At 49.4% G+C, this 23,707-nt stretch carries 20 protein-coding genes, 1 tRNA gene and 4 pseudogenes; 14 read left to right on the top strand and 11 right to left on the bottom strand.

What is annotated here, in order from left to right; genetic code table 11:
• Nucleotides 1-142: 142 nt before the first annotated feature.
• Complete coding sequence (locus EH207_RS01565; RefSeq protein ID WP_175413615.1) at nucleotides 143-1,165, bottom strand: acyltransferase; 1,023 nt, start codon at nucleotides 1,163-1,165, stop codon at nucleotides 143-145.
• A 666-nt stretch (nucleotides 1,166-1,831) separates the two neighbouring features.
• Nucleotides 1,832-2,041 (bottom strand): annotated as a pseudogene (locus tag EH207_RS01560) (integrase core domain-containing protein); the annotation flags it as partial.
• Between the two features lie 383 nt (nucleotides 2,042-2,424).
• Between EH207_RS01560 and EH207_RS01550 the strand changes: the two are divergent.
• The 4 genes and pseudogenes from EH207_RS01550 to EH207_RS01535 all read left to right on the top strand — a co-directional run bounded on the left by EH207_RS01550 (nucleotide 2,425) and on the right by EH207_RS01535 (nucleotide 6,056).
• Nucleotides 2,425-3,536 (top strand): IS3 family transposase gene (locus tag EH207_RS01550; RefSeq protein ID WP_137712232.1). Its coding sequence is split into 2 segments (ribosomal slippage): nucleotides 2,425-2,686 and nucleotides 2,686-3,536, totalling 1,113 coding nucleotides; the frame shifts between segments, so codons are not numbered across the junction.
• Nucleotides 3,537-3,650: 114 nt separating this feature from the next.
• On the top strand, nucleotides 3,651-4,226 hold the full coding sequence (locus tag EH207_RS18055) for a DUF2157 domain-containing protein (protein WP_246048920.1): 576 nt from the start codon (nucleotides 3,651-3,653) through the stop codon (nucleotides 4,224-4,226).
• Between the two features lie 269 nt (nucleotides 4,227-4,495).
• A pseudogene (locus EH207_RS01540) lies at nucleotides 4,496-4,822 on the top strand (hypothetical protein); the annotation flags it as partial.
• A gap of 65 nt (nucleotides 4,823-4,887) precedes the next feature.
• A protein-coding gene (locus EH207_RS01535; protein WP_137712441.1) for an IS3 family transposase occupies nucleotides 4,888-6,056 on the top strand; the annotation gives its coding sequence in 2 pieces (ribosomal slippage) (nucleotides 4,888-5,137 and nucleotides 5,137-6,056; 1,170 coding nt in all).
• Between the two features lie 4 nt (nucleotides 6,057-6,060).
• Here the strand turns inward: EH207_RS01535 and EH207_RS01530 are convergent.
• From EH207_RS01530 to lptF, 4 genes and pseudogenes are all read right to left on the bottom strand, one after another.
• Nucleotides 6,061-6,300, bottom strand: a pseudogene (locus EH207_RS01530) (Arm DNA-binding domain-containing protein); the annotation flags it as partial.
• Nucleotides 6,301-6,489: 189 nt separating this feature from the next.
• Nucleotides 6,490-6,574, bottom strand: a tRNA-Leu gene (locus EH207_RS01525).
• A 246-nt stretch (nucleotides 6,575-6,820) separates the two neighbouring features.
• Nucleotides 6,821-7,891 carry an LPS export ABC transporter permease LptG gene (lptG, locus tag EH207_RS01520; RefSeq protein ID WP_137712440.1) on the bottom strand — a complete coding sequence of 357 codons (1,071 nt, stop codon included), beginning with the start codon at nucleotides 7,889-7,891 and terminating at the stop codon, nucleotides 6,821-6,823.
• The gene (lptF, locus tag EH207_RS01515) at nucleotides 7,891-9,006 is read right to left on the bottom strand and encodes an LPS export ABC transporter permease LptF (RefSeq protein ID WP_137712439.1); all 1,116 of its coding nucleotides are present in this window, start codon (nucleotides 9,004-9,006) and stop codon (nucleotides 7,891-7,893) included. Before lptF ends, lptG begins: the two co-directional genes overlap by 1 nt.
• 286 nt (nucleotides 9,007-9,292) lie before the next feature.
• Between lptF and pepA the strand changes: the two genes are divergently transcribed.
• From pepA to EH207_RS01495, 4 genes are all read left to right on the top strand, one after another.
• A complete protein-coding gene (pepA, locus tag EH207_RS01510) occupies nucleotides 9,293-10,804 on the top strand; it encodes a leucyl aminopeptidase (protein WP_137712438.1) in 1,512 nt (503 codons plus the stop codon).
• An 87-nt stretch (nucleotides 10,805-10,891) separates the two neighbouring features.
• Complete coding sequence (locus EH207_RS01505; RefSeq protein WP_137712437.1) at nucleotides 10,892-11,341, top strand: DNA polymerase III subunit chi; 450 nt, start codon at nucleotides 10,892-10,894, stop codon at nucleotides 11,339-11,341.
• A gap of 12 nt (nucleotides 11,342-11,353) precedes the next feature.
• Nucleotides 11,354-14,209: a valine--tRNA ligase gene (locus tag EH207_RS01500; protein WP_137712436.1), complete on the top strand. Its 2,856-nt coding sequence runs from the start codon at nucleotides 11,354-11,356 to the stop codon at nucleotides 14,207-14,209.
• Nucleotides 14,210-14,398: 189 nt separating this feature from the next.
• Nucleotides 14,399-15,049, top strand: coding sequence for a DUF421 domain-containing protein (locus tag EH207_RS01495; RefSeq protein WP_137712435.1), 651 nt, complete (start codon nucleotides 14,399-14,401; stop codon nucleotides 15,047-15,049).
• A 157-nt stretch (nucleotides 15,050-15,206) separates the two neighbouring features.
• On the opposite strand, the gene EH207_RS01490 is transcribed toward EH207_RS01495, so the two are convergent.
• Nucleotides 15,207-16,826: a methyl-accepting chemotaxis protein gene (locus EH207_RS01490; protein WP_137712434.1), complete on the bottom strand. Its 1,620-nt coding sequence runs from the start codon at nucleotides 16,824-16,826 to the stop codon at nucleotides 15,207-15,209.
• 154 nt (nucleotides 16,827-16,980) lie between these two features.
• Entirely contained in the window at nucleotides 16,981-18,057 is a 1,077-nt protein-coding gene (locus tag EH207_RS01485; protein WP_137712433.1) for an alpha/beta fold hydrolase, read from the bottom strand.
• A gap of 457 nt (nucleotides 18,058-18,514) precedes the next feature.
• Between EH207_RS01485 and EH207_RS01480 the strand changes: the two genes are divergently transcribed.
• Nucleotides 18,515-19,018 carry a GNAT family N-acetyltransferase gene (locus EH207_RS01480; RefSeq protein ID WP_137712432.1) on the top strand — a complete coding sequence of 168 codons (504 nt, stop codon included), beginning with the start codon at nucleotides 18,515-18,517 and terminating at the stop codon, nucleotides 19,016-19,018.
• Between the two features lie 80 nt (nucleotides 19,019-19,098).
• Here the strand turns inward: EH207_RS01480 and rraB are convergent, their stop codons facing one another.
• On the bottom strand, nucleotides 19,099-19,524 hold the full coding sequence (gene rraB / locus EH207_RS01475) for a ribonuclease E inhibitor RraB (protein WP_137712431.1): 426 nt from the start codon (nucleotides 19,522-19,524) through the stop codon (nucleotides 19,099-19,101).
• Nucleotides 19,525-19,617: 93 nt separating this feature from the next.
• Between rraB and argL the strand changes: the two are divergent.
• Both argL and argF read left to right on the top strand, forming a co-directional pair.
• Nucleotides 19,618-19,665: pseudogene (gene argL / locus EH207_RS18555) on the top strand (putative translational regulatory protein ArgL); the annotation flags it as partial.
• A 22-nt stretch (nucleotides 19,666-19,687) separates the two neighbouring features.
• Nucleotides 19,688-20,695 carry an ornithine carbamoyltransferase gene (gene argF / locus EH207_RS01470; protein ID WP_137712430.1) on the top strand — a complete coding sequence of 336 codons (1,008 nt, stop codon included), beginning with the start codon at nucleotides 19,688-19,690 and terminating at the stop codon, nucleotides 20,693-20,695.
• Between the two features lie 58 nt (nucleotides 20,696-20,753).
• On the opposite strand, the gene EH207_RS01465 is transcribed toward argF, so the two are convergent.
• Together EH207_RS01465 and EH207_RS18050 are read right to left on the bottom strand one after the other, a co-directional pair.
• Nucleotides 20,754-21,221 (bottom strand): NanQ anomerase/TabA/YiaL family protein, encoded by a 468-nt coding sequence (locus EH207_RS01465; protein WP_137712429.1) that lies wholly within the window; start codon nucleotides 21,219-21,221, stop codon nucleotides 20,754-20,756.
• A 31-nt stretch (nucleotides 21,222-21,252) separates the two neighbouring features.
• Entirely contained in the window at nucleotides 21,253-21,390 is a 138-nt protein-coding gene (locus EH207_RS18050; protein WP_175413614.1) for a hypothetical protein, read from the bottom strand.
• 317 nt (nucleotides 21,391-21,707) lie between these two features.
• Between EH207_RS18050 and pyrB the strand changes: the two genes are divergently transcribed.
• The 3 genes from pyrB to ridA all read left to right on the top strand — a co-directional run bounded on the left by pyrB (nucleotide 21,708) and on the right by ridA (nucleotide 23,635).
• Nucleotides 21,708-22,643 carry an aspartate carbamoyltransferase gene (gene pyrB, locus EH207_RS01460; RefSeq protein WP_137712428.1) on the top strand — a complete coding sequence of 312 codons (936 nt, stop codon included), beginning with the start codon at nucleotides 21,708-21,710 and terminating at the stop codon, nucleotides 22,641-22,643.
• Between the two features lie 17 nt (nucleotides 22,644-22,660).
• A complete protein-coding gene (gene pyrI / locus EH207_RS01455; protein WP_137712427.1) occupies nucleotides 22,661-23,125 on the top strand; it encodes an aspartate carbamoyltransferase regulatory subunit in 465 nt (154 codons plus the stop codon).
• Between the two features lie 123 nt (nucleotides 23,126-23,248).
• Nucleotides 23,249-23,635 carry a 2-iminobutanoate/2-iminopropanoate deaminase gene (gene ridA, locus EH207_RS01450; protein ID WP_137712426.1) on the top strand — a complete coding sequence of 129 codons (387 nt, stop codon included), beginning with the start codon at nucleotides 23,249-23,251 and terminating at the stop codon, nucleotides 23,633-23,635.
• Nucleotides 23,636-23,707: the final 72 nt, after the last annotated feature.

Genomic DNA, 23,707 nt, shown 5'->3' with positions numbered 1-23,707 from the left:
ATGGTCAGGCACAGGGTTATCCACACCCTGTGCCTGCATGCCAAAAACGAAAACCATAAAATCAAAATAATATTTATACCCGGCTGATTTCGGCCGCCTTCTCGCCACTCGAATTATCTAAAGGATCAAGCATTTCTCGTATTTATAGACGAATAATGCTTCCCACATATTTAATATTTTCAAGAAGGCGACATAACAAATAAGCGACAATAAGCACCACGAAAGAATATATCAAGGTATAACCGTAGGGCGTGAGAAAAGTAAAGTATTTAGCAATCCTGTCATGAATGACCTCAGGATATATTTCAATAACAAAAATATTGTGAATCAGATAGATACCGAAGACTTTATCGCTTATTTTAGCGATAAAGTCTTTAACAAAATCACTGTGAAGCTCTACATTAGCCAGCGAATAAAAGAATGCAAAACAGACTAACTGCAATGGGAAAATATAAAATTTCATATAATAGAAATTGTGCCCCCAATATCGACGAAAATAGGTAAGCGCTAGATAACCAATAAAAGCAATTATAATAACCATGAAGACTTTTTCTCTCGATGCACGCTTGCCAGAATATATTAACCCCAAGTAACCACCGAGAATAAAATTAAAAAGCCCTGTTACTTGAGTTGAAAGAAGCAGCGATGGTGTGATAAATGGTGAAACACCGAACAGGCTATTTAATACCTTTTCCAGAATGCTTAGGTTCGACACTAATAAAAATAAAATAAGCGTCTTTTTTATTGCTGATCGGTTTTCTTCAATAAATGCTGGCCGTATCAATGGGACAAGGAGATAAAGACCGATCATACAAGGCAGAAACCACAAGTGGCTTGCTTCGCTGAAATGGCCCATCACATTCAAATAACGAGAGAAGTCAACTATTCCTACATCTGTAAAAGCAGAAACAACATATTTATCATACAAATAATATATAATCACCCATATCAGAAAGACCTTAGCCACATTTTTGATTTTTTCAAACATGTAAGCGAACAGATCTTGCTTATTATTATTTAAAATGAAATATCCACTGGCGGTAAAAAAAAGCACCACCCCCAGCATACCAAACTCACTAATAAAATACATACCAAAGTCTTGAGGGTACATATGCATATAATAAGGTGCGACATGTGAACATATCACAAAATAAATTGCGAGCATTTTGATCAAATCTATTCCATGATTCCTCATAACTACCTCTCAAAGAATCTCAAAGAAAAATAAAAACCTCAAAGAATAAAATCATCACAACATTTCCCTAGTGGTCTGATAAATATAGATAATACCCAATCTGTGTCCGGTAACTATTTACAGTGCCGATGCTGGTCACGACGCGGTAAAAGGCGATATGCGCACTTAACAGCCCAGATGCATCCGCCTGCATTTTAATTTTACCTGAACTATATAATTATTCTGATAATTATATAAATTAGTCTCTATTAAGTTGTTTTCTAAATAATTTGAATTGTAGGAAGGCGAAGCCCCTCAGAAACGAGACTCAGGAAAGGACCGAGTTATGAGGAAAGCCAGCGCACCTGCAACTTGAAGTAAGATGAAGATATACATCCTTTATATTGTTAATACAGATAGTTATATTTGTAAAGATGAATCTAAACTCAATGATTTATTCCATTGCACCGCTCATAAGCAGGTCGGTAAAAATAGTTGAGTTTAGCATTTCAGAAGACGTAGTGCGTTTCCAGCTTCAGCCAGATGTGCGCCGTTCACGATCATCGGCGACAAATTAGATTAAAACTAAAACTATGACAATATCATTACAATCCCAATATTTTTAAACCAGAGCTGACGCGTTTTCCTCTTTAAATATCACGGCAAACCGAACCCTTCGCTTTTTGAGATTTCCGGTTTTTTTCAGCCATCAGCGGATATTCTTCCTGCGTCACATTATTCATGTGATTCATGGGGACACACGCTGTGATATTCATATAGCCAGCGCGCCGTGATCCCCCTAACTTCATTCAGTGTTCTAAACAGGTATAAACCCAGTATTTCCGTCCGGTACGTCCGATTAAAACGTTAGATAAAAGCATTTGATGGTGCTTTCTGGTTAGCGAATAATCATAACGCATAACGCACATTGGTCTGGTTAGGTTAACTTGAATAAAAATTGCAGACAGGGCTATGATTAAAATGCTTGCGGTTGGCCCGTTGAGGATGTTATGTAAAATCTACGGGGCAAAAACGAATCTTTCCAAACTACTTGATAATGTAGTGAAAACAGGAGAGCTATTCCTGATTGCGCGTGATGGTGAGAGTTTGGTAAGGGTCGTGGCTTACACGGAAGATAAGCCTAAGCGTCGGCTAAATTTTCTAAAGGGAATGTAAGTATCCCGCATAATCGTGCCATTCACATTTAGAGATCTTCCGGCATACTCATTTTGCCAACGAAGGAGATCGCTATGCGTAAAGCCCGTTTTACTGAGCATCAGATCATCACGGTGATTAAGTCAGTTGAAGCTGGACGAACAGTGAAAGATGTCTGCCGCGAGGCCGGAATCTCTGAAGCCACTTATTACAACTGGAAGTCTAAATACGGTGGCATGGAAGCATCTGATATTAAAAAAATAAAGGATCTTGAGGACGAGAACCGTCGGCTCAAGCAGATGTTTGCCGACCTCAGTCTTGAGAATCGGGCATTGAAAGATGTTATCGAAAAAAAGCTCTGAAGCCAGCCTTTAAGCGTGAGCTGGTGACGCACCTGATAACAACGTTCGGACTGAGTATCCGTCAGGCCTGCAGGAGCATGAACCTGAGCAGAACGGTTTTCCATTACCGTCCGGACAACACGCGTGACGAACCCGTTATTTTCGCATTGCAGACGGCTGCGGAAAGATATCCACGATACGGCTTCCCGAAGCTGTTTCAGGTTCTGCGGCGGCAGGGATACCAGTGGAACCATAAACGGATCCACCGTATTTACTGTCTGCTGAAACTGAATTTTCGTCGCAAAGGCAAACAGCGTCTGCCGGTACGTAACCCATCGCCGCTGACCACACCTGAAGCTCTGAACCAGAGCTGGTCTGTTGATTTCATGCATGACGCGCTGATTTGCGGCCGTCGCTTTCGCACATTCAATGTCGTCGATGATTTTAATCGCGAGGCTTTGTCGATCGAAATAGACCTGAACCTGCCGGCCCAACGAGTGGTTCGAGTGCTCGACAGGATCGCAGCAAACCGGGGATATCCCGCGATGCTTCGCATGGATAACGGCCCGGAATTTATTTCACTGACTCTGGCTGAGTGGGCAGAAATGCACGCAGTGAGGCTGGAATTTATCAAACCGGGTAAACCGACTCAGAATGCATTTATTGAACGCTTTAACCGGACATACCGCACTGAAATACTGGATTTCTATCTGTTCAGGACGCTGAACGAAGTACGAGAAATCACAGAGCGGTGGCTTTCAGAATATAACTGTGAGCGTCCACATGAATCGCTGAGCAACCTGACACCGGAGGAATACCGATTACAACACCATCTGGCCGGGATCTCAAAAAGTGCGTGGAACTAAAACGGGTCTATTTACAGTTATAATGTTCAAAATACTCAGGTTACAAATAATCGAATCATCAACAATCATTATACAAAAGAAAATTCTAATAGTGATGGTGATGCAGGTGCTTTTATGGCGGGAGCGGTCATTTTAACGATAGGAATAGGATTTGTTATCTGGTCGTTTTTCACACATTATCAAGAAATTTATCCTATTTTAAAAACAGGTGCTTTATTCTCTCCTGTATTCTCAATAATAGGGATTATAGCTTTGGTTCTTAGGGAAGAGGTTGAAACGACAGATTTTGTCAGATTTATTTTCTTAGTCTTAGCTGGAGGTTCTGTTTTTTTATTAAATGAATATTTGAATATAAATGTTCCACTAGAAATTATAGACTTATCAAAACGAGCCGTATCAGTTTCAGGCTTTTGGAACGGATTAAATGAATATGGTAAAAATCTTTCTTTGTCGTTGATATCTTCGAGTATCTTGATTGGTGTATCAATAATATTAATAATTTTCTCTGCGTTCAGAGAATTATCATACTCCTTAGCTAACAAAAACATGTCTGGATTTTGGTTTGCAAGCCTTAAATTAACTAATTTATTCCGTATTCAAGCTCTTGGTAATGGCGGAATCATAACCTTAATGTTGATACTAACGTTTCTAACACTAAATGGATATATCTTCCACTTTGATTGGAACTAATTTTACATGGGCCTTTTGGCCCTTACTTTTTAATAACGAAACTTAATCTTACAGCTTGTTGAGACATGCATCTCAACCTCCATTTTTTATGATTGGGGATTTATCACATTCACTAACCAACCTATTTTTAATCAATCACCCATTCTTATTTAATACGTAACACACAAATATTAACTCACGCTTAATATTGACAAACAATAATAGTTCACTATAACAATAGAGAAAGTTAGTTGATTACTTTAAAAACATGACATATAAAAGGAGTTTATATGGAAAATGAACAATCGCAGTTTTTAGCTGCTAAGGATGCAAAACATTCATCCCCAAAGTGTAACTTACTACCAAAGGAATTACGAATTCACTGTGTTAGTGTTCGTCTTAACAACTCTGAATTAACCAAACTTAATACATTAAGGAAGCATCATTCGAAAGGAGAGTGGCTTCGTATGGCTTTTCTTCAAAAATTGCCTCCTATTATACCAGCGATTAATACTGAAGCCTGGAAAGCTTTAACCGACATATCGCAAAAACTAAATCGCATTGCTGCCCACATAGATGGTAAGAGCAAAGATAGTCACCTTACTCATACTGAAGTGGCACACTGAATTTGGCCACCTGAACAGAGGTGATATGCTCACCTCAGAACAACACAGGTGCTCCAATGAAAAAAAGAAATTTTAGTGCAGAGTTCAAACGTGAAGCAGCTCAGTTGGTTGTCGAGCAGAGCTACACCGTTGCTGAAGCAGCAAAAGCCATGGATATTGGCCTTTCAACAATGACCCGATGGGTCAGACAATTACGGGATGAACGACAGGGAAAAACACCGAAAGCTTCCCCTATTACCCCGGAGCAAATTGAAATACGTGAGTTGAAGAAAAAACTACAACGTATTGAAATGGAAAATGAAATATTAAAAAAGGCTACCGCGCTCTTGATGTCAGACTCCCTGAACAGTTCTCGTTAATCGGAAAACTCAGGGCGCGTTATCCCGTGGCTACACTCTGTCACGTATTTGGGGTTCACCGCAGCAGCTATAAATACTGGAAATGCCGTCCTGATAAGCCGGACAGAAAGCATACAGAGTTACGCAGTCAGGTTCAGGAACTATACAACATTAGTCATGGCTCAGCCGGGGCAAGGAGTATCGCCGCAATGGCAACGCTCAGAGGCTTCCTGATGGGGCGCTGGCTTGCCGGCAGACTCATGAAAGAGCTGGGGCTGGTCAGTTGTCAGCAGCCCATCCATCGGTATAAACGCGGTGGCCATGAACACATCGCTATCCCGAATCACCTTGAGCGTCAGTTCGCAGTGACAGAGCCTAATCAGGTGTGGTGCGGCGACGTGACGTATATCTGGACAGGTAAGCGCTGGGCATACCTCGCCGTTGTTCTCGACCTGTTCGCGAGGAAACCGGTGGGCTGGGCAATGTCGTTCTCACCGGACAGCAGACTGACCATCAAAGCGCTAGAAATGGCGTGGGAAGTTCGCGGCAAACCAGCCGGGGTGATGTTCCACAGCGATCAGGGCAGCCATTACACAAGCAGGCAGTTCCGGCAGTCACTGTGGCGGTACCGGATCAGGCAGAGTATGAGTCGTCGTGGAAACTGCTGGGATAATAGTCCGATGGAACGCTTCTTTAGAAGTCTGAAGAACGAGTGGGTGCCGGTGACTGGTTACACAAGCTTCAACGATGCTACCAGTGCAATAACGGACTATATCGTTGGGTATTACAGTGCGCTCAGGCCACACGAATATAACGGTGGGTTACCACCAAACGAATCGGAAAACCGATACTGGAAAAACTCTAAAGCGGTGGCCAGTTTTAGTTGACCACTTCAATACCATCAGATACCAACTTTTTGGCTTCATCTCGCTTCCTGCGAGCTTCACCAAGAGAGACCATTGGATAAACACCCAATGCTAAAACTTTCTGTTTGCCCCCGAAACGGTATTGGAGTCGCCAGTATTTTGAACCATTGGGATTGATCAGCAGGTACATACCCTGCCCATCTGTGAGTTTGAAGGGTTTGTCGGAGGGCTTGGTAGTCCTAACTTTGATATCGGTGAGAGCCATCAGTTGATACCTCCAGTGTTGGTACCAAAATCAATCGAACCGGGAATACCATCAGTTATACCATCATCGGTTGGTATATGTTCAAGGAATTGAGTAGACGTGGACAGACTAAGAAAAGCTAGAAGCCCGCTTAACTTACTGTTTTTATGGACTAAAGTAGACGTTAGTAGACTAAAAAAATGCTTTGTATGGTGCCGAAGGCCGGACTCGAACCGGCACGTATTTCTACGGTTGATTTTGAATCAACTGCGTCTACCGATTTCGCCACTTCGGCACTGAAGTAGTATGCGGAAAACGGGTGCATTATACCGTTTGCCGACCTACACGCAACTCCAATCCTTCTTGCGTCAGGTTAAGTGCTGAAAAAATCATCTTTGGCAAAGTGTTAACGTTGTTTAAATGCTCAACGCACGTTTTTACCAGCGGTTTATGAACGCCGATCTTCCGTAACTCTCAGCGTAAAAAGGCGTTACGCGGTTTCCCGGCAACGCCTTTTTATTAAGGAATAGAGCAAGGGAGGCTAGCGACGCTTTAATAGCAACACCACGCTGATGACCAGGAATACCGCACTTGGCAGGATAGCGCCCATAATAGGAGGAATGCCGTATACCAGGCTCAGCGGCCGGAAAATTTCATTGAGCAGGTAGAATAGAAAACCAAAGCTGATGCCAATTACGATACGCGTCCCCGCGGATACGCTGCGCAGCGGTCCAAAAATAAAGGACACCGCCATCAACATCATCACCGCGACAGATACCGGTGAAAATATCTTGCTCCACATATTGAGCTGATAACGGCTCGCTTCCTGCCCACTCTGTTTCAGGTAGTTGGCGTAATCATGCAGTCCGCGAATCGAGAGCGAATCGGGCTCCAGCGCCACCACGCCCAGTTTGTCTGGCGTCAGATTGGTTTTCCATTCCCCGCTCAGCGTCTGACTCCCTCCAATCTGCTTGCCGTCGCTCAGGTCGGATTCATCAACCTGCGAGAGTTTCCAAACGCCGTTATCGAAGGTCGCCGACGCGGCATAGCGTACAGACAGCAGTTTGTTTTTATCGTCAAAATGGTAAATATTGACGCCAGACAGTTCGCTGTCACCAGCGACCCGTTCTATATAGATAAAATCATTGCCGTCCTTTGCCCACAGCCCCCCCTGCGCGGAAATCATCGAACCGCCGGAGATCATCTGCGAGCGGTAGTTGCGCGCTATCTGTTCGCCCTGAGGCGAGACCCACTCGCCAATCGCCATGGTGAGCAACACCAGCGGAATCGCGGTTTTCATCACGGCTCCCGCAATCTGTAGGCGGGTAAAGCCTGAAGCCTGCATCACAACCAGCTCACTGCGGGTCGCCAATGTGCCCAACCCGAGCAACGCGCCGAGTAATGCGGCCATTGGGAAGAAGATTTCGATATCCTTTGGCACGCTGAGCAACGTATACAGTCCGGCGCCCAACGCCGAATAATTTCCTTGCCCAACCCTGCGCAACTGGTCGACAAATTTGATAATGCCGGATAGCGATACCAGCATGAATAACGTCGTCATGATGGTATTGAAAATGGTTTTGCCGATATAGCGGTCTAATACACCATACATCAGGCCACTCCTTGTGTTTTAAAGGAATGCGCTTTTAGGCGGGAACGCGCTTTGCGCATCGGAACGCTGTCCCAAAGGTTGAGAACCACCGCGATACCGAAATAGACCAGATTGGTCAGCCAGACCCACAACATCGGGTCGATTTTTCCTTTGCTCGCATTAGATCGCAGCGAGCTTTGCAGCAAGAAGAAAATAAGGTAGAGCAGCATGGCGGGCAGCATGCTCAGCACCCGCCCTTGCCGGGGATTGACCGCGCTGAGCGGCACCACCATGAACGCCATAATGAGCACCGAGACAATCAGCGTCAGTCGCCAGTGGAACTCGGCCCGCGCGTCATTCTCGCTGGAGCGCCACAAGGTTTGCATATCCATCTGTTGAACATCTCTGTTGCTCAGCGTGACCGTTTGATAACCAATTACCGCCTGATAATTGGTGAAATCGGTAATACGAAAGTCGCGCAACAGCGCCGTTCCTTCATAGCGGGAGCCGTTATCCAGCGTCACCACCTGAGAACCTTCGCTGTTCTGAGTGACATGACCACGATCGGCCACCACAACAGAAGGCCGGGCATTGCCGCTCGTGCGCAACTGCGCCAGAAAGACGTGTTCGAACTTCTGACCTTTTACATTGCCAACGAACAGCACCGCGTTGCCGCCCTGAGCGGACTGAAACTGCCCTTCGACCAATGACGCCATGCCGGGATTGGCTTTCGCCTCCGCCAACACCACTTCCTGATGCCGTGAAGACCAGGGGCTAAGCCACAACACATTGATGGTCGCCATCACCGCCGTCAGCACCGCCAGTATCAGCGCCGCTTTCAGCAAAACGCTTTTACCCAGTCCGCAGGCGTGCATGACCGTGATCTCGCTTTCCGCATACAGGCGGCCAAGCGACATCAATAAGCCAAGGAACAGACTTAATGGCAGGATAAGCTGCACCATCTCCGGCACACCCAATCCCAACAGAGAGATGACCAAGTTTGTCGGAATTTCACCATCAACCGTGGCACCCAGAATCCGCACTAATTTCTGGCAAAAGAAAATCAGTAACAGAATGAAAAGGATAGCCAGTTGGCTCTTAAAGGTTTCCCGTACCAGATATCGAATGATGATCACGCTTAATACGCCTGTGAAAACTTGTCTTTTTGCAGGAAAATCGATAGTTTCTTCGCTAACTCGCCATTTATACTCATTTGTGGCAACCTTCATAGCTAAAACTGTATTACAACATACCGTATTTGCACTGTTGTATCAGAACCTGCTTAGGTCATCGTCACCAAAACAGATTTGTTACGTCGTTAAGATTAACACAGGTTATGTTAACGCAACGGCGGGAAAATATTACGGAGTGTTATAGTCTATCCGTTGATCCCGCCTTTGTCTTTAAGATTCAGGAGAGTACATGGAGTTCAGCGTAAAAAGCGGTAGCCCGGAGAAACAACGCAGTGCCTGCATTGTCGTCGGCGTGTTTGAACCGCGCCGCCTGTCCCCGATTGCCGAACAGCTCGATAAAATCAGCGACGGTTACATCAGTGCGCTGCTTCGCCGCGGCGAATTAGAAGGCAAAGTGGGGCAATCATTGCTATTGCACCATGTACCCAACATTCTTTCAGAGCGTATTTTACTGATTGGCTGTGGTAAAGAGCGCGAGCTTGACGAACGTCAATACAAACAGGTTATTCAGAAAACCATCAACGCGCTGAATGAAACCGGCTCGATGGAAGCGGTCTGCTTTTTGACCGAGTTGCACGTCAAAGGCCGCAATACTTATTGGAAAGTGCGTCAGGCCGTCGAAACCGCCAAAGAGTCGCTCTATACCTTCGATCAGCTAAAGAGCAACAAAGTCGAACTGCGTCGCCCGTTGCGTAAAATGGTGTTCAACGTGCCGACGCGCCGTGAGCTGACCAGCGGCGAGCGGGCTATTCAGCACGGTCTGGCGATTGCCGCCGGCATTAAAGCGGCGAAAGATCTCGGCAATATGCCGCCGAATATCTGTAATGCCGCTTATCTGGCTTCGCAGGCCCGTCAGTTGGCGGATACCTACAGCCAGAACATCACGACCCGCGTCATCGGCGAGCAGCAGATGAAAGAGCTGGGCATGAACGCTTATCTGGCCGTGGGTCAGGGCTCGCAGAATGAATCCCTGATGTCCGTCATCGAGTACAAGGGCGATTCATCTGCCGATACCCGCCCGATTGTGCTGGTCGGCAAAGGTCTGACGTTCGATACCGGCGGCGTTTCCATCAAACCTGCCGACAGCATGGATGAAATGAAATACGACATGTGCGGCGCCGCCACCGTTTACGGGGTGATGCGCATGGCGGCGGAACTGGCGCTGCCGCTGAACATCATCGGCGTGCTGGCGGGCTGCGAGAATATGGTCGACGGGCGTTCTTATCGTCCCGGCGACATCCTGACCACCATGTCAGGACAGACGGTGGAAGTACTTAATACCGATGCCGAAGGCCGTTTGGTGCTATGTGACGCGCTGACCTATGTTGAGCGTTACGAGCCGGACGTGGTCATTGACGTTGCGACGCTGACCGGCGCCTGTGTAATCGCCCTGGGCCATCACATTACGGGTCTGCTGGCGAACCACAATCCGCTGGCGCATGAATTGCTGAGCGCCTCCGAACAATCTGGCGACCGCGCCTGGCGTTTGCCGTTGACCGATGAGTTCCAGGAACAACTGGAATCTAATTTCGCTGATATGGCGAACATCGGCGGACGTCCCGGCGGCGCCATTACCGCAGGCTGCTTCCTGGCGCGCTTTACCCGTAAGTACAGTTGGGCGCATCTGGACATCGCCGGAACCGCTTGGCGCTCAGGCAAGGCCAAAGGCGCGACAGGTCGTCCGGTGGCCATGCTGTCACAGTTCCTGCTCAACCGCGCCGGACTGAACGACGTAGAATGATCGGCGCCTGTCCTGCGCCATCACCCGCGCCTGACGCAATCAGCCATAATGGGCCGGTCTTTCCGGCCTTTATCAACAGTGTAAATAATGAAAAACGCAACGTTCTATCTTCTTGAACACGCCAGCAGACACGGTGAGCTCAGCGCCTTAGAGACGTTGGCGTGCACGCTGGCGGCGGAACGTTGGCGCGCGGGAAAGCGCGTGCTGATCGCCTGCGAGAATGAGCAACAGGCCATGCGGCTGGACGAAGCTTTATGGCAACGCGATCCCCACGCTTTTGTTCCGCACAATCTGGCAGGCGAAGGACCACGTCAGGGCGCGCCGGTCGAACTGGCCTGGCCGGAACGACGGGGGAATGCGCCACGGGATCTGCTGATCAGCTTGTTGCCGCATTTTGCAGATTTTGCCACCGCTTTCTATGAAGTGATAGACTTTGTCCCTTACGAAGAATCCCTGAAACAGTTGGCGCGCGACCGCTATAAAGCCTATCGCAGCGTCGGCTTTCAATTGACTACGGCTAAGCCGCCAACTCACTGAATTTTGAGCATAATGGAAACAAAATATAACCCGCAAGATATCGAGCAGCCGCTCTACGAGCGCTGGGAAGAACAAGGCTATTTCAAGCCGAACGGCGATACGAGTAAAGAAAGCTTCAGCATCATGATCCCGCCGCCCAACGTCACCGGCAGCTTGCATATGGGCCATGCTTTCCAGCAAACCATCATGGATACGATGATCCGCTATCAGCGTATGCAGGGTAAAAACACGCTCTGGCAGGCGGGCACCGACCATGCCGGTATCGCCACCCAGATGGTGGTGGAGCGCAAGATTGCCGCCGAAGAGGGCAAAACCCGCCACGATTACGGTCGTGACGCGTTTATCGACAAAATCTGGCAGTGGAAGGCCGAGTCTGGCGGCGCCATTACCCGTCAGATGCGTCGTCTTGGCAACTCCGTTGATTGGGAGCGCGAGCGTTTCACCATGGATGAGGGTCTGTCCAATGCGGTGAAAGAAGTGTTTGTCCGTCTCTATAAAGAAGACCTGATTTACCGCGGCAAGCGCTTAGTGAACTGGGACCCGAAACTGCGCACCGCGATTTCCGATCTGGAGGTGGAAAATCGTGACGTTAAAGGCGCGATGTGGCACCTGCGATATCCGCTGGCCGACGGCGTTAAAACCGCTGAAGGCAAAGATTATCTGGTTGTCGCCACCACCCGTCCCGAAACCATGCTGGGCGATACCGGCGTGGCGGTCAACCCGGAAGATCCGCGTTACCAGAACCTTATCGGTAAAGAGGTGATCCTGCCGCTGGTGGGTCGCCGCATCAAGATTGTCGGTGACGAACATGCCGATATGGAAAAAGGCACCGGCTGCGTGAAAATCACGCCTGCCCACGACTTCAACGACTATGAAGTGGGCAAACGTCATCAGCTTGCGATGATTAACATCCTGACGTTTGAAGGCGATATTCGTCAGCAAGCCGAAGTCTTTGATACCCATGGCGAGGCCAGCACCGCCTACAGCAGCGATATCCCGGGATCCTTACGCGGTCTGGAGCGTTTCGCCGCGCGTAAAGCCATCGTTGCCGCCTTTGATGAACTCGGCCTGCTGGAAGAAATCAAAGCGCACGACCTGACCGTCCCTTACGGCGATCGCGGCGGCGTGGTGATTGAACCGATGCTGACCGACCAGTGGTACGTTCGCACCGCGCCGCTGGCCAAAGTTGCCATCGAAGCCGTGGAGCAAGGCGAGATTCAGTTCGTGCCGAAGCAGTACGAAAACATGTATTTCAGTTGGATGCGCGACATTCAGGACTGGTGCATTTCCCGCCAATTGTGGTGGGGCCATCGCATTCCTGCCTGGTACGACGCGCAAGGCAAGGTATACGTTGGCCGTGACGAGGCGGAAGTTCGCCGTGAAAACAATCTGGCTGACGATGTCGTTTTGAATCAGGATGAGGACGTTCTGGACACCTGGTTCTCGTCTGGGCTGTGGACGTTCTCCACACTGGGCTGGCCGGAACAGACGCCGGAGTTGAAAGCGTTCCACCCCAGCAGTGTGATGGTCAGCGGTTTCGACATTATTTTCTTCTGGATTGCCCGCATGATCATGCTGACCATGCATTTCATCAAAGATGAAAACGGCAAACCGCAGGTGCCGTTCCATACCGTGTACATGACCGGCCTGATCCGTGATGAAGAAGGCCAGAAAATGTCAAAATCCAAAGGGAATGTGATTGATCCATTGGATATGGTGGACGGCATTTCGCTGGAGGCGCTGCTGGAAAAACGCACCGGCAACATGATGCAGCCGCAGTTGGCGGAGAAAATCCGCAAACGCACCGAAAAACAATTCCCGAACGGCATTGAGCCGCACGGCACGGATGCCTTACGCTTCACACTGGCGGCGCTGGCTTCCACCGGTCGTGATATCAACTGGGATATGAAGCGTCTGGAAGGTTACCGTAACTTCTGCAATAAGCTGTGGAACGCCAGCCGTTTCGTGCTGATGAATACCGAAGATCAGGATTGCGGCTTCAATGGCGGCGATAACGTGCTCTCGCTGGCCGATCGCTGGGTATTAGCGGAATTCAACCGCACGGTGAAAGCCTACCGTGAAGCGCTGGACGGTTACCGTTTTGATATTGCCGCCAACATCCTGTACGAGTTCACCTGGAACCAGTTCTGCGACTGGTACCTGGAGCTGACGAAACCGGTAATGAACGGCGGAACGGAAGCGGAACTGCGCGGTACGCGCAATACGCTGGTGAACGTGCTGGAAGCCTTGCTGCGCCTTGCTCATCCGATCATACCGTTCATCACGGAAACCATCTGGCAGCGGGTGAAAGCGCTGAAGGGGGTGACTGCCGACACGATCATGTTACAGCCTTTCCCGGCATTCAACGCAGCGCAGGAAGATACGCTGGCGATGAACGATCTGGAATGGATCAAGCAGGCGATTATCGCCGTGCGTAACATTCGTGCTGAGATGAATATCGCGCCGGGTAAACCGCTGGAAGTGTTGCTGCGCAATGTCAGCGCCGAAGCACAACGCCGGGTAGAAGAGAACCTCAGCTTCATTCAGACGTTGGCGCGTCTGGAAAGCATTACGCTGCTGCCTGCCGGTGATAAAGGGCCGGTTTCCGTGACTAAACTGATTGAAGGCGCAGAGCTGTTGATTCCCATGGCGGGACTGATCGACAAAGCCGCGGAGCTGGCGCGCTTGGCGAAAGAAGTCGCCAAAATCGAAGCTGAAATCGGCCGTATCGAGAGCAAACTGTCCAACCCAGGTTTCGTTGGACGCGCACCGGATGCCGTTGTTGCCAAAGAGCGCGAGAAACTGGATGGCTATGCCGTCGCCAAAGCAAAATTGTTGGAACAACAGACGACCATCGCCGCGCTGTAACCTCTCACGCCATACCCTGAAACCAAGCCCTGACAGCAATGTCGGGGCTTTGCTTACCGAGTTCCCACCTCATGTTTCAGACCAGTCGAGACGATGGCCCACGCTTTTCGTTTAATGTTGCTATATTCAATATATCCAACAGTTAAACCCATACCATGAACGGTCAGAGGGTTAATAAGGGAGAATAAAATGGAGTATTACGGATATATATTATTAAAATTCATCATCGGATTTATTATTGTTATCGCTCATTTAAATTTTTCGGGTAAAACGCAACTGTCACAAATGACGCCAGTGGATTTTATTGGCAACTTTGTACTGGGTGGCGTGATTGGCGGCGTTATCTACAGCGACAGCATCCCGCTTTATCAATATATTATCGTACTATTTATCGGCGTTGGCTTGATTACTCTGCTCAATGCCATCAGCAAACATTTTTATTTCTTTCGTTCACTCAGCATTGGCGACCCAATCCCAATTATCAAAAAAGGGCGTTTCCTGATGGAAAATATCCTGAGGAAAAAAAATAAAATCGACATTATCAACGTCGCCTCGCAACTTCGTACCAAGGGGATCTACTCTTTTCAAAAAATCAGTTACGCACAGATTGAACCAGACGGACAATTGACCGTTGTCTGTGATGACAAAGAAATGCCATCAGTGATCGTAATTAAAGAGGGGAAGCCCAGACATTACGAATTAAACGAAATTGAAAAAGATGAGGCCTGGCTATCCGCCGAGATAGCGCGGCATGGCATTGAACTGGAAAACATTTTCCTGGGTGAATTTTGGCAGGGAAAACTGATGTTTATATTAAAAGATGGTTCAGTGGTGAAATGAAGATTTGACGCCGTCGAGCGCCAAAGAAAGGGACGATACCGGAACGGAATAATCTTGCCGTGATCTTGATACGCCCGTTTGACAACATGAGTTCGAAATGCCTGTTTCCGCGATCTGGATGCTCTTGGCGAAAACAGGCATAAAGCGATTTAAAGCATTAACGGGCATCCACCAGCGCAATGTTTTGGCGTAACCCCGGTACAGGGTATTCCGCCCCCATTCTCTCTCTCTCTATCTGGAAACGCGCCACGGACTGTTGCAGGTTGATAACCTGCTCTTGTAAGGAACCGGCGGATGTTGCGACTTCCGCCACCAGAGAGGCATTTTGCTGGGTCACCGTATCCATTTGATTAATGGCGACATTGATCTGTGAGATCCCCCTGCTCTGTTCGCTTGAAGCCAGCATGATCTCATCCATGATATCCACGACTTTTTTCACATCCGTCAACACTTCATCCATGGTTTTACCCGCCAACTCAACTAAACCGGCGCCTTTCTCAATCCGGCTGAGAGAAGCATCGATCATCGTGCCAATCTCTTTCGCCGCCGTCGCACTGCGCTGTGCCAACGTTCTCACTTCCGAAGCGACCACGGCAAATCCTCTTCCGAACTGACCGGCACGGGCAGACTCCACCGCGGCGTTCAGCGCCAGCAGGTTGGTCTGGAAAGCAATACCGTCAATCACGCCAACAATGTCAGAAATTTTGGCGGAGCTCTGTTTAATCGAGCGCATGGTATCAACCACTTCTGTTACCACATTGCCGCCGCGGGACGCGGAGTGAGAGGCTTGCTGCGCCAAATCGTTAGCCTTGCGCGTGTTGTCTTCGTTGTTCTTCACCGTCGCCATGATCTGTTCCATGCTCGACGCGGTTTCATCCAGCGAGGCGGCCTGCTGTTCCGTGCGGCTGGAAAGGTCAACGTTACCCGATGCAATCTCCTCCACCCCGATGGTAATGGCATCCGTCCCATTACGCACCACCAGCACCATGTTTTCCAGCCCGTCACGCATGCGTTGCACCGCCGCGAACAGTTGGGCAATTTCATTTTTCCCGCTGCTATCGATTTCGGCTCTCAGATCGCCTTCGGCGATGCGGTCAAAAACCGAGATCGCCTTATTCAGCGGATTCACCACCAGATGAGTCATCACGAACCAGGCCATCACCGCCAGCAGCAAGGCACACGCGATGGCGCTATACAGGATAACTTCCATGCGTTTAACACCCTCGTTAGAGTCAGCATAAGCGCCATCGATACTTTGCTGTTTGAAGGCCACCAGCGCTTTGGTCGATTTATCAAACCCGGCGTAGAGTACCGTGGATTTTCCCGCTCGCTGGCGATATTCATCCAGGTTCCCGGCCTCAAGCGCCATCAGAGCAGGATCAATAAACGTTTTCATCAGGGCTTCCCGCTTCTCGGCCATATCAGCCGAAATCACTTTCTCCTGCTCAGACTGCGGGTACTTCAGGTACTCCTGCCACTTTCCATTGGCGCCATTAATTTTGTCTTTGGCGCGTCCCAGCGCGACTTTGGCCGTTTCGACATCGCCTTTTCCCATCAGCGATTCGTACAGACGTAAATCCAACCGGGCGCGCAGCAATAATTCGGAACTTTCGTTCAACGCCACCAATCCGGGCAACACGACTTTATCGACCTGACCGAACGATTTATTGCCCGACTGTAGGGCCACTAATCCTAAAACACCGACGAAAAACAATAACGCCGCTAACGAAAAAACCATGAGGCTGAGTGCAGTACGGATCTTTATCTTACGAAACATAAATTATCCCTGTAGCCTAATAATAAAAGATAAACACTGGCTCCCGACTGAAGCCATACGTTGTTCATGTGTTAAACCGTAATAAAAATCGGAACAGATTATGAAAGAAGATAATAACCGGCAGAAAGCGTACTTTCTTACCGGTCGGCACCAATTATTCAGCTTCTTTATAAGATTGGGTATTTTCTAAAAAATATTTCAATTTATCTTTATATAATTTCGCTGACATCGTCGTGCCATGTCCGCTGGTTTCTTTACTGCCGGGGATCAGCAATAACTCGGCCTGTTTTATTTTTTTCAATTCACCATCCAGTATTCCCGTTTCTACAGGATTACGTTCATCATCCGCGGAATTAATCACCAATACCGGCGCCTTAATCCGGCCTAATTCCGCTGCTGCATTATAATTGGCAGACGATCCCCAGAGATAAACAAAGTCATTGGCATCGCTGGTCAATGGCGCAGCCAGACGATCATCCACCAGTTTGTCCGCCAGAGCGCGGGTCGATGCTTTGTTTTGGTATGCCAATGTTCCGCCGGTGGTGGCGATACTGAACATAATGCTGGCGGTTTTCAGCACTGGCGGCTGTTGTGTGTAATTACCATTATTCCAGGCCGGATCACGCTTGATGGATTCAATTAATATACGCCGCATCATCCAGTTACGACCGGATAATTCATTCGGCAACGATGCCATCGGCACCAGCGCATCCATCATGTCAGGGTATTTTTCGCCCCATAGCCAGGTTTGCATGCCGCCCATTGAATAACCCATCACCAGCCGCAAATGTTTAATACCCAATCCTTCTTTTAACAAACGATATTGCGCCTCAACCATATCGTTATAGTCATATTCAGGAAATTTCATCCTTAACCCATCAGAAGGTTTGGATGATTGTCCAGACCCAATACTCTCCGGCATAATGATGAAATATTTATTACTGTCCAACGCCTGTCCCGGACCAAATAATTCTCCGCCAAAACCCTTCGCTAATAACGCTTTAATTGGCTGATTTGTGCCATGCAATAATAAAACAGCGGGCTTATTTCTATCGCCGATCGTGTAATAATGAATTCGAAGGTCTTTCAGTTTTTCACCACTATTAAACGTAAATTCGGGTGCAATCCAGTTGCCTTGCTGAGGCGTCGGGAAAGTGGTTTGTGCGTTCGTTAACGGTGACAACATTAACAGAAACGCCCCCACTAACCCTGATGCTATATGGTTAGTCATGAAACAGCTCTTTGGTGATCGCGAAGTATGAGTGCATTGATGTTAATGTTTATTAGGAAAAATCCCAATAAGCTAAGCATGCTAATAATAAAAAAAATATTTTTCCCCGATATTTTTATTTATGACAAAATATTACCCAACCAGTTTTTGTTACCACAACATATCTTGATATCCGCCTGGACGCTCAGGTCAAAACATCCGCGCTATCAACCTGATATTGTCGCTCACCGTTAATGAATGAGCGCTCGATGACCACGAACGCCTCTCCCTGTCACCTTCAATCTCTCTTTCTTATTTAGGCTGATTTATGTCCTTGATAAAACCACGTGTAGATTCAGATGCCGCGGCGCCGAACGAGTAAAGCCGGCGACTGAATTTCATTACCGCGTAAAATGGTATTACAATCTGCCTGAAACCTATTCGATCGGCCAATACCGTAACAACAAGAGCGAACATTATGACAACCGCAATTCCTGTCAGCCTTCGGCTGCGCCCGATTAAAGCACAAGACGACGCTGCCATCGCCCACGTCATCCGCTGCGTATCGGCTGAATTCGGTTTGACGGCTGACAAGGGCTACACCGTAGCCGATCCGAATCTGGATAACCTGTTTGCGCTGTACAGTCAGCCCAACAGCGCCTATTGGATCGTGGAACATGCAGGTGAAGTGGTTGGCGGCGGCGGCATTGCGCCGCTGCCGGCAGGTGATGAAGATGTCTGTGAATTGCAGAAAATGTATTTCTTACCCGTCGCACGCGGCAAAGGGCTGGCAAAACAACTCGCCATGCAAGCGCTGGCGTTTGCCCGCCAGCGCGGTTTTCGCCGCTGCTATCTGGAAACCACCGGCCATTTGACCAGCGCCATCCGGCTCTACCAATCATTGGGGTTCGAGCATATCCCGCATTCCATGGGCAATACCGGTCATACCGACTGTGAAGTGACCATGTTGAAAATGCTCTAAGCGCAACGTCCTGACCAGAAAAATACAAAGCCGCGGATGTTTTCGCATCTGCGGCTTTGAACGAGGCAGGGTATTAAAAATTAATGACGCTTCCCGTCATCGTCTTCGTCGTAAAAATCTTCGTCTTCCCCTTCTTCACCGTCTTCGCCATCGGGGTCTTCAAAATAGGTTCCCCAGCCGTCGTAGTTCACACCATGACGTTCCGCCAGATCCAGCAGTTGCTCAACCTGCGCGTCGATCAATTCGGCGTTCAAGGCCACTTCACTGATCGCATCACAGCACATCAGCAAAACGCCGTCTTCCACTTCCAGCTCTTCCGCATCCGTCACTTCATAGCCCAGCTTGAACGCGGCGACGGCGACTTCTTCCAGCACCTCAAACTTCTCCGCTGAAAAATGATGCTCAATGGTGTAAAGCGCATCAGGATCGCTGCCATCTTCCAGCAGTTCTTCGATAATCAGGCGTGTCTCTTCACGTTGTTCTTCCAGCAATTCGCGGTTTGCCATGCCTCAGTCCTCACTCATCGACGTAATTACTTCGCCATTGTCCCACAGCGCTGCGGCTGTCTCCACTACAAAGTTTGACAACGACACTTGAAATTGAATAATTACACATATAAAGTGAATTTTAATTCAACCGCCGGTGTTGAGCCGTATGGAGATGTAGGTCATGAAATCGTTTTATAAGCGCCATTTTTTAAGGTTAATGGATTTTACTCCCGTAGAAATCGCCAATCTTTTAGCGCTGTCAACCAAACTGAAAGCCGATAAAAAAAGCGGCAACGAAACCCGCCACCTGCAAGGCAAAAACATCGCACTCATCTTCGAAAAAGATTCGACCCGTACTCGTTGCTCTTTCGAAGTTGCTGCATACGATCAGGGAGCGCAAGTCACCTATCTCGCTCCCAGCGGCAGTCAGATCGGCCACAAAGAATCCATCATAGATACGGCCAGGGTGCTGGGCAGAATGTACGATGGCATTCAATACCGCGGCTACGGCCAGCAAATTGTTGAAACGCTGGCGCGCTATTCCGGCGTCCCCGTCTGGAACGGGCTGACCAATGAATTCCACCCGACCCAGTTGCTGGCAGACCTGATGACCATGCAAGAACATCTGCCCGGCAAACCGCTGTCACAGATAAAGCTGGCCTATGTGGGCGATGCGCGCAACAACATGGGCAACACCATGCTGGAAGCGGCGGCGCTGACCGGGCTGGATCTGCGTCTGATCGCGCCAAAGGCATGCTGGCCGGAAGACGGATTAGTGGCCGAATGTCAGGCCGCCGCACAACAAACCGGCGGCAATATTACGCTGACGGAAGAGATCGCCACCGGCGTGGCCGATGTCGATTTCATTTATACCGACGTATGGGTTTCCATGGGCGAACCGAAAGAAACCTGGCAGGAGCGGATTACGCTGCTGAAACCTTATCAGGTCAACATGGCGATGATTGCCGCGACCGGCAATCCTCAGGTGAAGTTTCTGCACTGCCTGCCTGCGTTTCACGATGACCAAACCACGCTTGGCAGGCAAATGGCGGAGCAATACGGTCTGCACGGCGGGATGGAAGTCACGGACGAGGTCTTTGAATCCGCACACAGCATCGTATTCGATCAGGCGGAAAACCGCATGCACACCATCAAAGCGATCATGGTGGCGACGTTAAGCCAGGGTTAGCATGCCTTGCCCCGCCCTCTCCCCTGATCGGGAGAGGGCACAAAGCCGTCAGCGCCAATCAACGCAGCAATGACGCATCAATCTTCACCACGGCTTTGCGCACGTGCGCAGGTTCGCCGACCGCACACAGCGGTTTGTGTACCTCGCCGGGGAAGAAAACCACGAAATCCCCCTCCCGCATCACAAACTGTTTTTCCTGTTCGCCGGACGGCAGAAAAGCGATGTCTTTATCCGCCAGCCAATCGGTATCCGGCTTACCTGCGGGCACATTGCTGAACGTCATGCCTTCCACGCCGGACAATATAATCTGAATATCCAGATACCTGGCGTGATACTCGGCGCGACGATTTGCCAGCGCCTCGGTGCTGTCGTTGGAAATCAACACAAACGCGTTGTCACCGTCAATGTCATGCTTACCCAGCGGCGTATCCGCCGTGATGTGCCGTTTAACATACTCGATGGCGTCACGCAGTTTGGCAGGCAGGTAAGGAAGCAGTTCAAGATGATGGATATTGCCAGCGATCATAATTATTCCTTTTTTAAAATAAAAGCGTGCTTTAGAAACCGTCGTTTAACCCAGCTTTATACTCGCCAAACAGGATACCCGCCAGTACGTCATCCTGAAAAGGCGACGTGAATGGAACGCGTTCATTTGCCGTCAGTCGGATGCGCTTGTTACCGGCGGGGAGAGTCATGGCGCAATCGATTGCTATGCGTAAAAAATCACGTTCTTCGCTTGAATAAGCGTCATCGGCGCGTATAATTTCCGACAATTTGCCGGGAGGGGTTATGCGCCGCTGCACAGATAAGATCGTCGCTGCTGATGTTGGTTACCAGCCACAACTGCCATCCGGCAGCCAGCCGGCGTTTTCCTCTCCGTTGCTCAACCGATCGTTCAAAAAAGCCCCTCAACCGAGGGGTTTTTTTTTGCCTGTCATTAATGGCAGTCCAAACGCAACATTCGTTTACCCGCACCGTGTTTACCGGGCCAACCGTTAGGAGAAAAACAAAAATGGTCAATCCGCTTTATCAAAAACACATCATTTCGATTAGCGATCTCAGTCGGGAGGATTTGGAACTGGCTTTGCAGGTTGCCGCCAGCCTGAAAGTCAAACCCCAGCCGGAACTGTTAAAGCACAAAGTGATTGCCAGCTGTTTTTTCGAGGCATCCACGCGGACGCGTTTATCCTTCGAAACCGCGATGCATCGCCTGGGGGCATCGGTGGTTGGATTTGCCGACAGCAACAACACGTCGTTGGGCAAAAAAGGCGAGACGCTGGCCGATACCATTTCAGTCATCAGTCAGTACGTCGATGCAATCGTCATGCGCCACCCGCAGGAGGGGGCTTCCCGTCTGGCGACGGAATTTTCCGGCGGTATCCCGGTGCTGAATGCCGGCGACGGCGCCAACCAGCACCCGACACAAACGCTGCTCGACCTGTTCACCATTCAGGAAACGCAGGGCCGTTTGAACAGCATCAATATCGCGATGGTCGGCGACCTGAAATACGGTCGTACCGTGCATTCGCTGACGCAGGCGCTGGCGAAATTCGACGGCAACCGTTTCTATTTTATCGCCCCGGATGCGCTGGCCATGCCGGATTACATCCTGGCCATGCTGGAAGAGAAAAACATCCCTTATAGCCTGCATAACAGCATAGAAGAAGTGGTGGATGAGCTGGACATTCTGTATATGACCCGCGTACAGAAAGAGCGTTTGGACCCGTCCGAGTACATCAACATCAAATCCCAGTTCATCCTGCGGGCCGCCGACTTGCAGCATGCCCGCGCGAATTTGAAAGTTTTGCATCCCCTGCCGCGCGTTGATGAAATCACCACCGATGTGGACTCGACGCCCTACGCCTACTACTTTCAGCAGGCCGGCAACGGCATCTACGCGCGGCAGGCGCTGCTGGCGCTGGTCCTGAATAGCGAACTGGTTCTGTGAGAAAAAGAGGAACAACCATGACTCACGATAATAAATTACAGGTAGAAGCCATCAAACGCGGCACGGTAATCGACCACATTCCCGCTCAGGTCGGCTTTAAGCTCCTGACGCTGTTCAAGCTGACGGCGACCGACCAGCGCGTCACCATCGGTCTGAATCTGCCTTCAAACCATCTGGGCCGTAAGGATCTGATTAAAATCGAAAACGTGTTTCTGACCGAGCAACAGGCGAATCAACTGGCGATGTATGCGCCGCAGGCCACCGTTAACCAGATTGATGATTATGATGTGGTTCGCAAACTGACGCCGACGCTGCCGGAACAGATTGACGGCGTACTCACCTGCCCCAATAGCAACTGCATCAGCCGCAGCGAACCGGTGTCGTCTTCGTTCAGGGTCAAACAGCATCAGGGCGAAGTGCATTTGAAGTGTAAATATTGTGAAAAAGAGTTCGAACGTCAGGCCGTTTTGCAGGATCGCTGAGCCTCACCACCGCGCCTGCCGTTCGGCTTTCTTTCATCGCCCTGCTCACAGACATTGCCTGATGCGGGGCTTTTTTGAATAATGGCAGCGTTCGCGTTTTTTACGTCTTAATCAGGAGATACCATGTCACGCATTATCAGCACTGAGCACGCCCCAGCCGCCATCGGCCCTTATGTACAGGGTGTCGACCTCGGCAGCATGATCATCACCTCCGGCCAGATCCCGGTAAACCCGAAAAACGGTTTGGTTGCCGACAATATTACCGCCCAGACGCGCCAGTCTCTGGAAAACGTTCAGGCCATTGTGGAAGCTGCGGGCCTGAAGGTTTCCGACATCGTCAAAACCACCGTTTTCGTTAAAGATCTAAACGACTTCACCCTCGTCAACACCGCCTATGAAGCCTTCTTCAACGAGCACGACGCCTCTTTCCCGGCGCGCTCTTGCGTTGAAGTCGCACGTTTGCCGAAAGACGTAAAAATCGAGATTGAAGCGATTGCCATTCGTCGTTAATCCCTGTCCGTGGTCATAATGTCAAAAGGCGCGCCTCTGGCGGCGTCTTTTTTTATGCCGGACACGCACTTT

This window comes from Brenneria rubrifaciens (assembly GCF_005484945.1).
Lineage (GTDB): Bacteria > Pseudomonadota > Gammaproteobacteria > Enterobacterales > Enterobacteriaceae > Brenneria > Brenneria rubrifaciens.
Note: the sequence above shows the minus strand (reverse complement) of the source record. Positions and strands in the feature narration are given on the sequence as shown.

What these genes read in the sequence shown, in the direction of transcription:
- EH207_RS01565 (WP_175413615.1), bottom strand. Translation starts at nt 1,165, where the DNA reads ATGCTCGCAATTTATTTTGTGATATGTTCACATGTCGCACCTTATTAT.
- EH207_RS18055 (WP_246048920.1), top strand. Translation starts at nt 3,651, where the DNA reads ATGGCGGGAGCGGTCATTTTAACGATAGGAATAGGATTTGTTATCTGG.
- lptG (WP_137712440.1), bottom strand. Translation starts at nt 7,891, where the DNA reads ATGTATGGTGTATTAGACCGCTATATCGGCAAAACCATTTTCAATACC.
- pepA (WP_137712438.1), top strand. Translation starts at nt 9,293, where the DNA reads ATGGAGTTCAGCGTAAAAAGCGGTAGCCCGGAGAAACAACGCAGTGCC.
- EH207_RS01505 (WP_137712437.1), top strand. Translation starts at nt 10,892, where the DNA reads ATGAAAAACGCAACGTTCTATCTTCTTGAACACGCCAGCAGACACGGT.
- EH207_RS01500 (WP_137712436.1), top strand. Translation starts at nt 11,354, where the DNA reads ATGGAAACAAAATATAACCCGCAAGATATCGAGCAGCCGCTCTACGAG.
- EH207_RS01495 (WP_137712435.1), top strand. Translation starts at nt 14,399, where the DNA reads ATGGAGTATTACGGATATATATTATTAAAATTCATCATCGGATTTATT.
- EH207_RS01490 (WP_137712434.1), bottom strand. Translation starts at nt 16,826, where the DNA reads ATGTTTCGTAAGATAAAGATCCGTACTGCACTCAGCCTCATGGTTTTT.
- EH207_RS01485 (WP_137712433.1), bottom strand. Translation starts at nt 18,057, where the DNA reads ATGACTAACCATATAGCATCAGGGTTAGTGGGGGCGTTTCTGTTAATG.
- EH207_RS01480 (WP_137712432.1), top strand. Translation starts at nt 18,515, where the DNA reads ATGACAACCGCAATTCCTGTCAGCCTTCGGCTGCGCCCGATTAAAGCA.
- rraB (WP_137712431.1), bottom strand. Translation starts at nt 19,524, where the DNA reads ATGGCAAACCGCGAATTGCTGGAAGAACAACGTGAAGAGACACGCCTG.
- argF (WP_137712430.1), top strand. Translation starts at nt 19,688, where the DNA reads ATGAAATCGTTTTATAAGCGCCATTTTTTAAGGTTAATGGATTTTACT.
- EH207_RS01465 (WP_137712429.1), bottom strand. Translation starts at nt 21,221, where the DNA reads ATGATCGCTGGCAATATCCATCATCTTGAACTGCTTCCTTACCTGCCT.
- EH207_RS18050 (WP_175413614.1), bottom strand. Translation starts at nt 21,390, where the DNA reads ATGACTCTCCCCGCCGGTAACAAGCGCATCCGACTGACGGCAAATGAA.
- pyrB (WP_137712428.1), top strand. Translation starts at nt 21,708, where the DNA reads ATGGTCAATCCGCTTTATCAAAAACACATCATTTCGATTAGCGATCTC.
- pyrI (WP_137712427.1), top strand. Translation starts at nt 22,661, where the DNA reads ATGACTCACGATAATAAATTACAGGTAGAAGCCATCAAACGCGGCACG.
- ridA (WP_137712426.1), top strand. Translation starts at nt 23,249, where the DNA reads ATGTCACGCATTATCAGCACTGAGCACGCCCCAGCCGCCATCGGCCCT.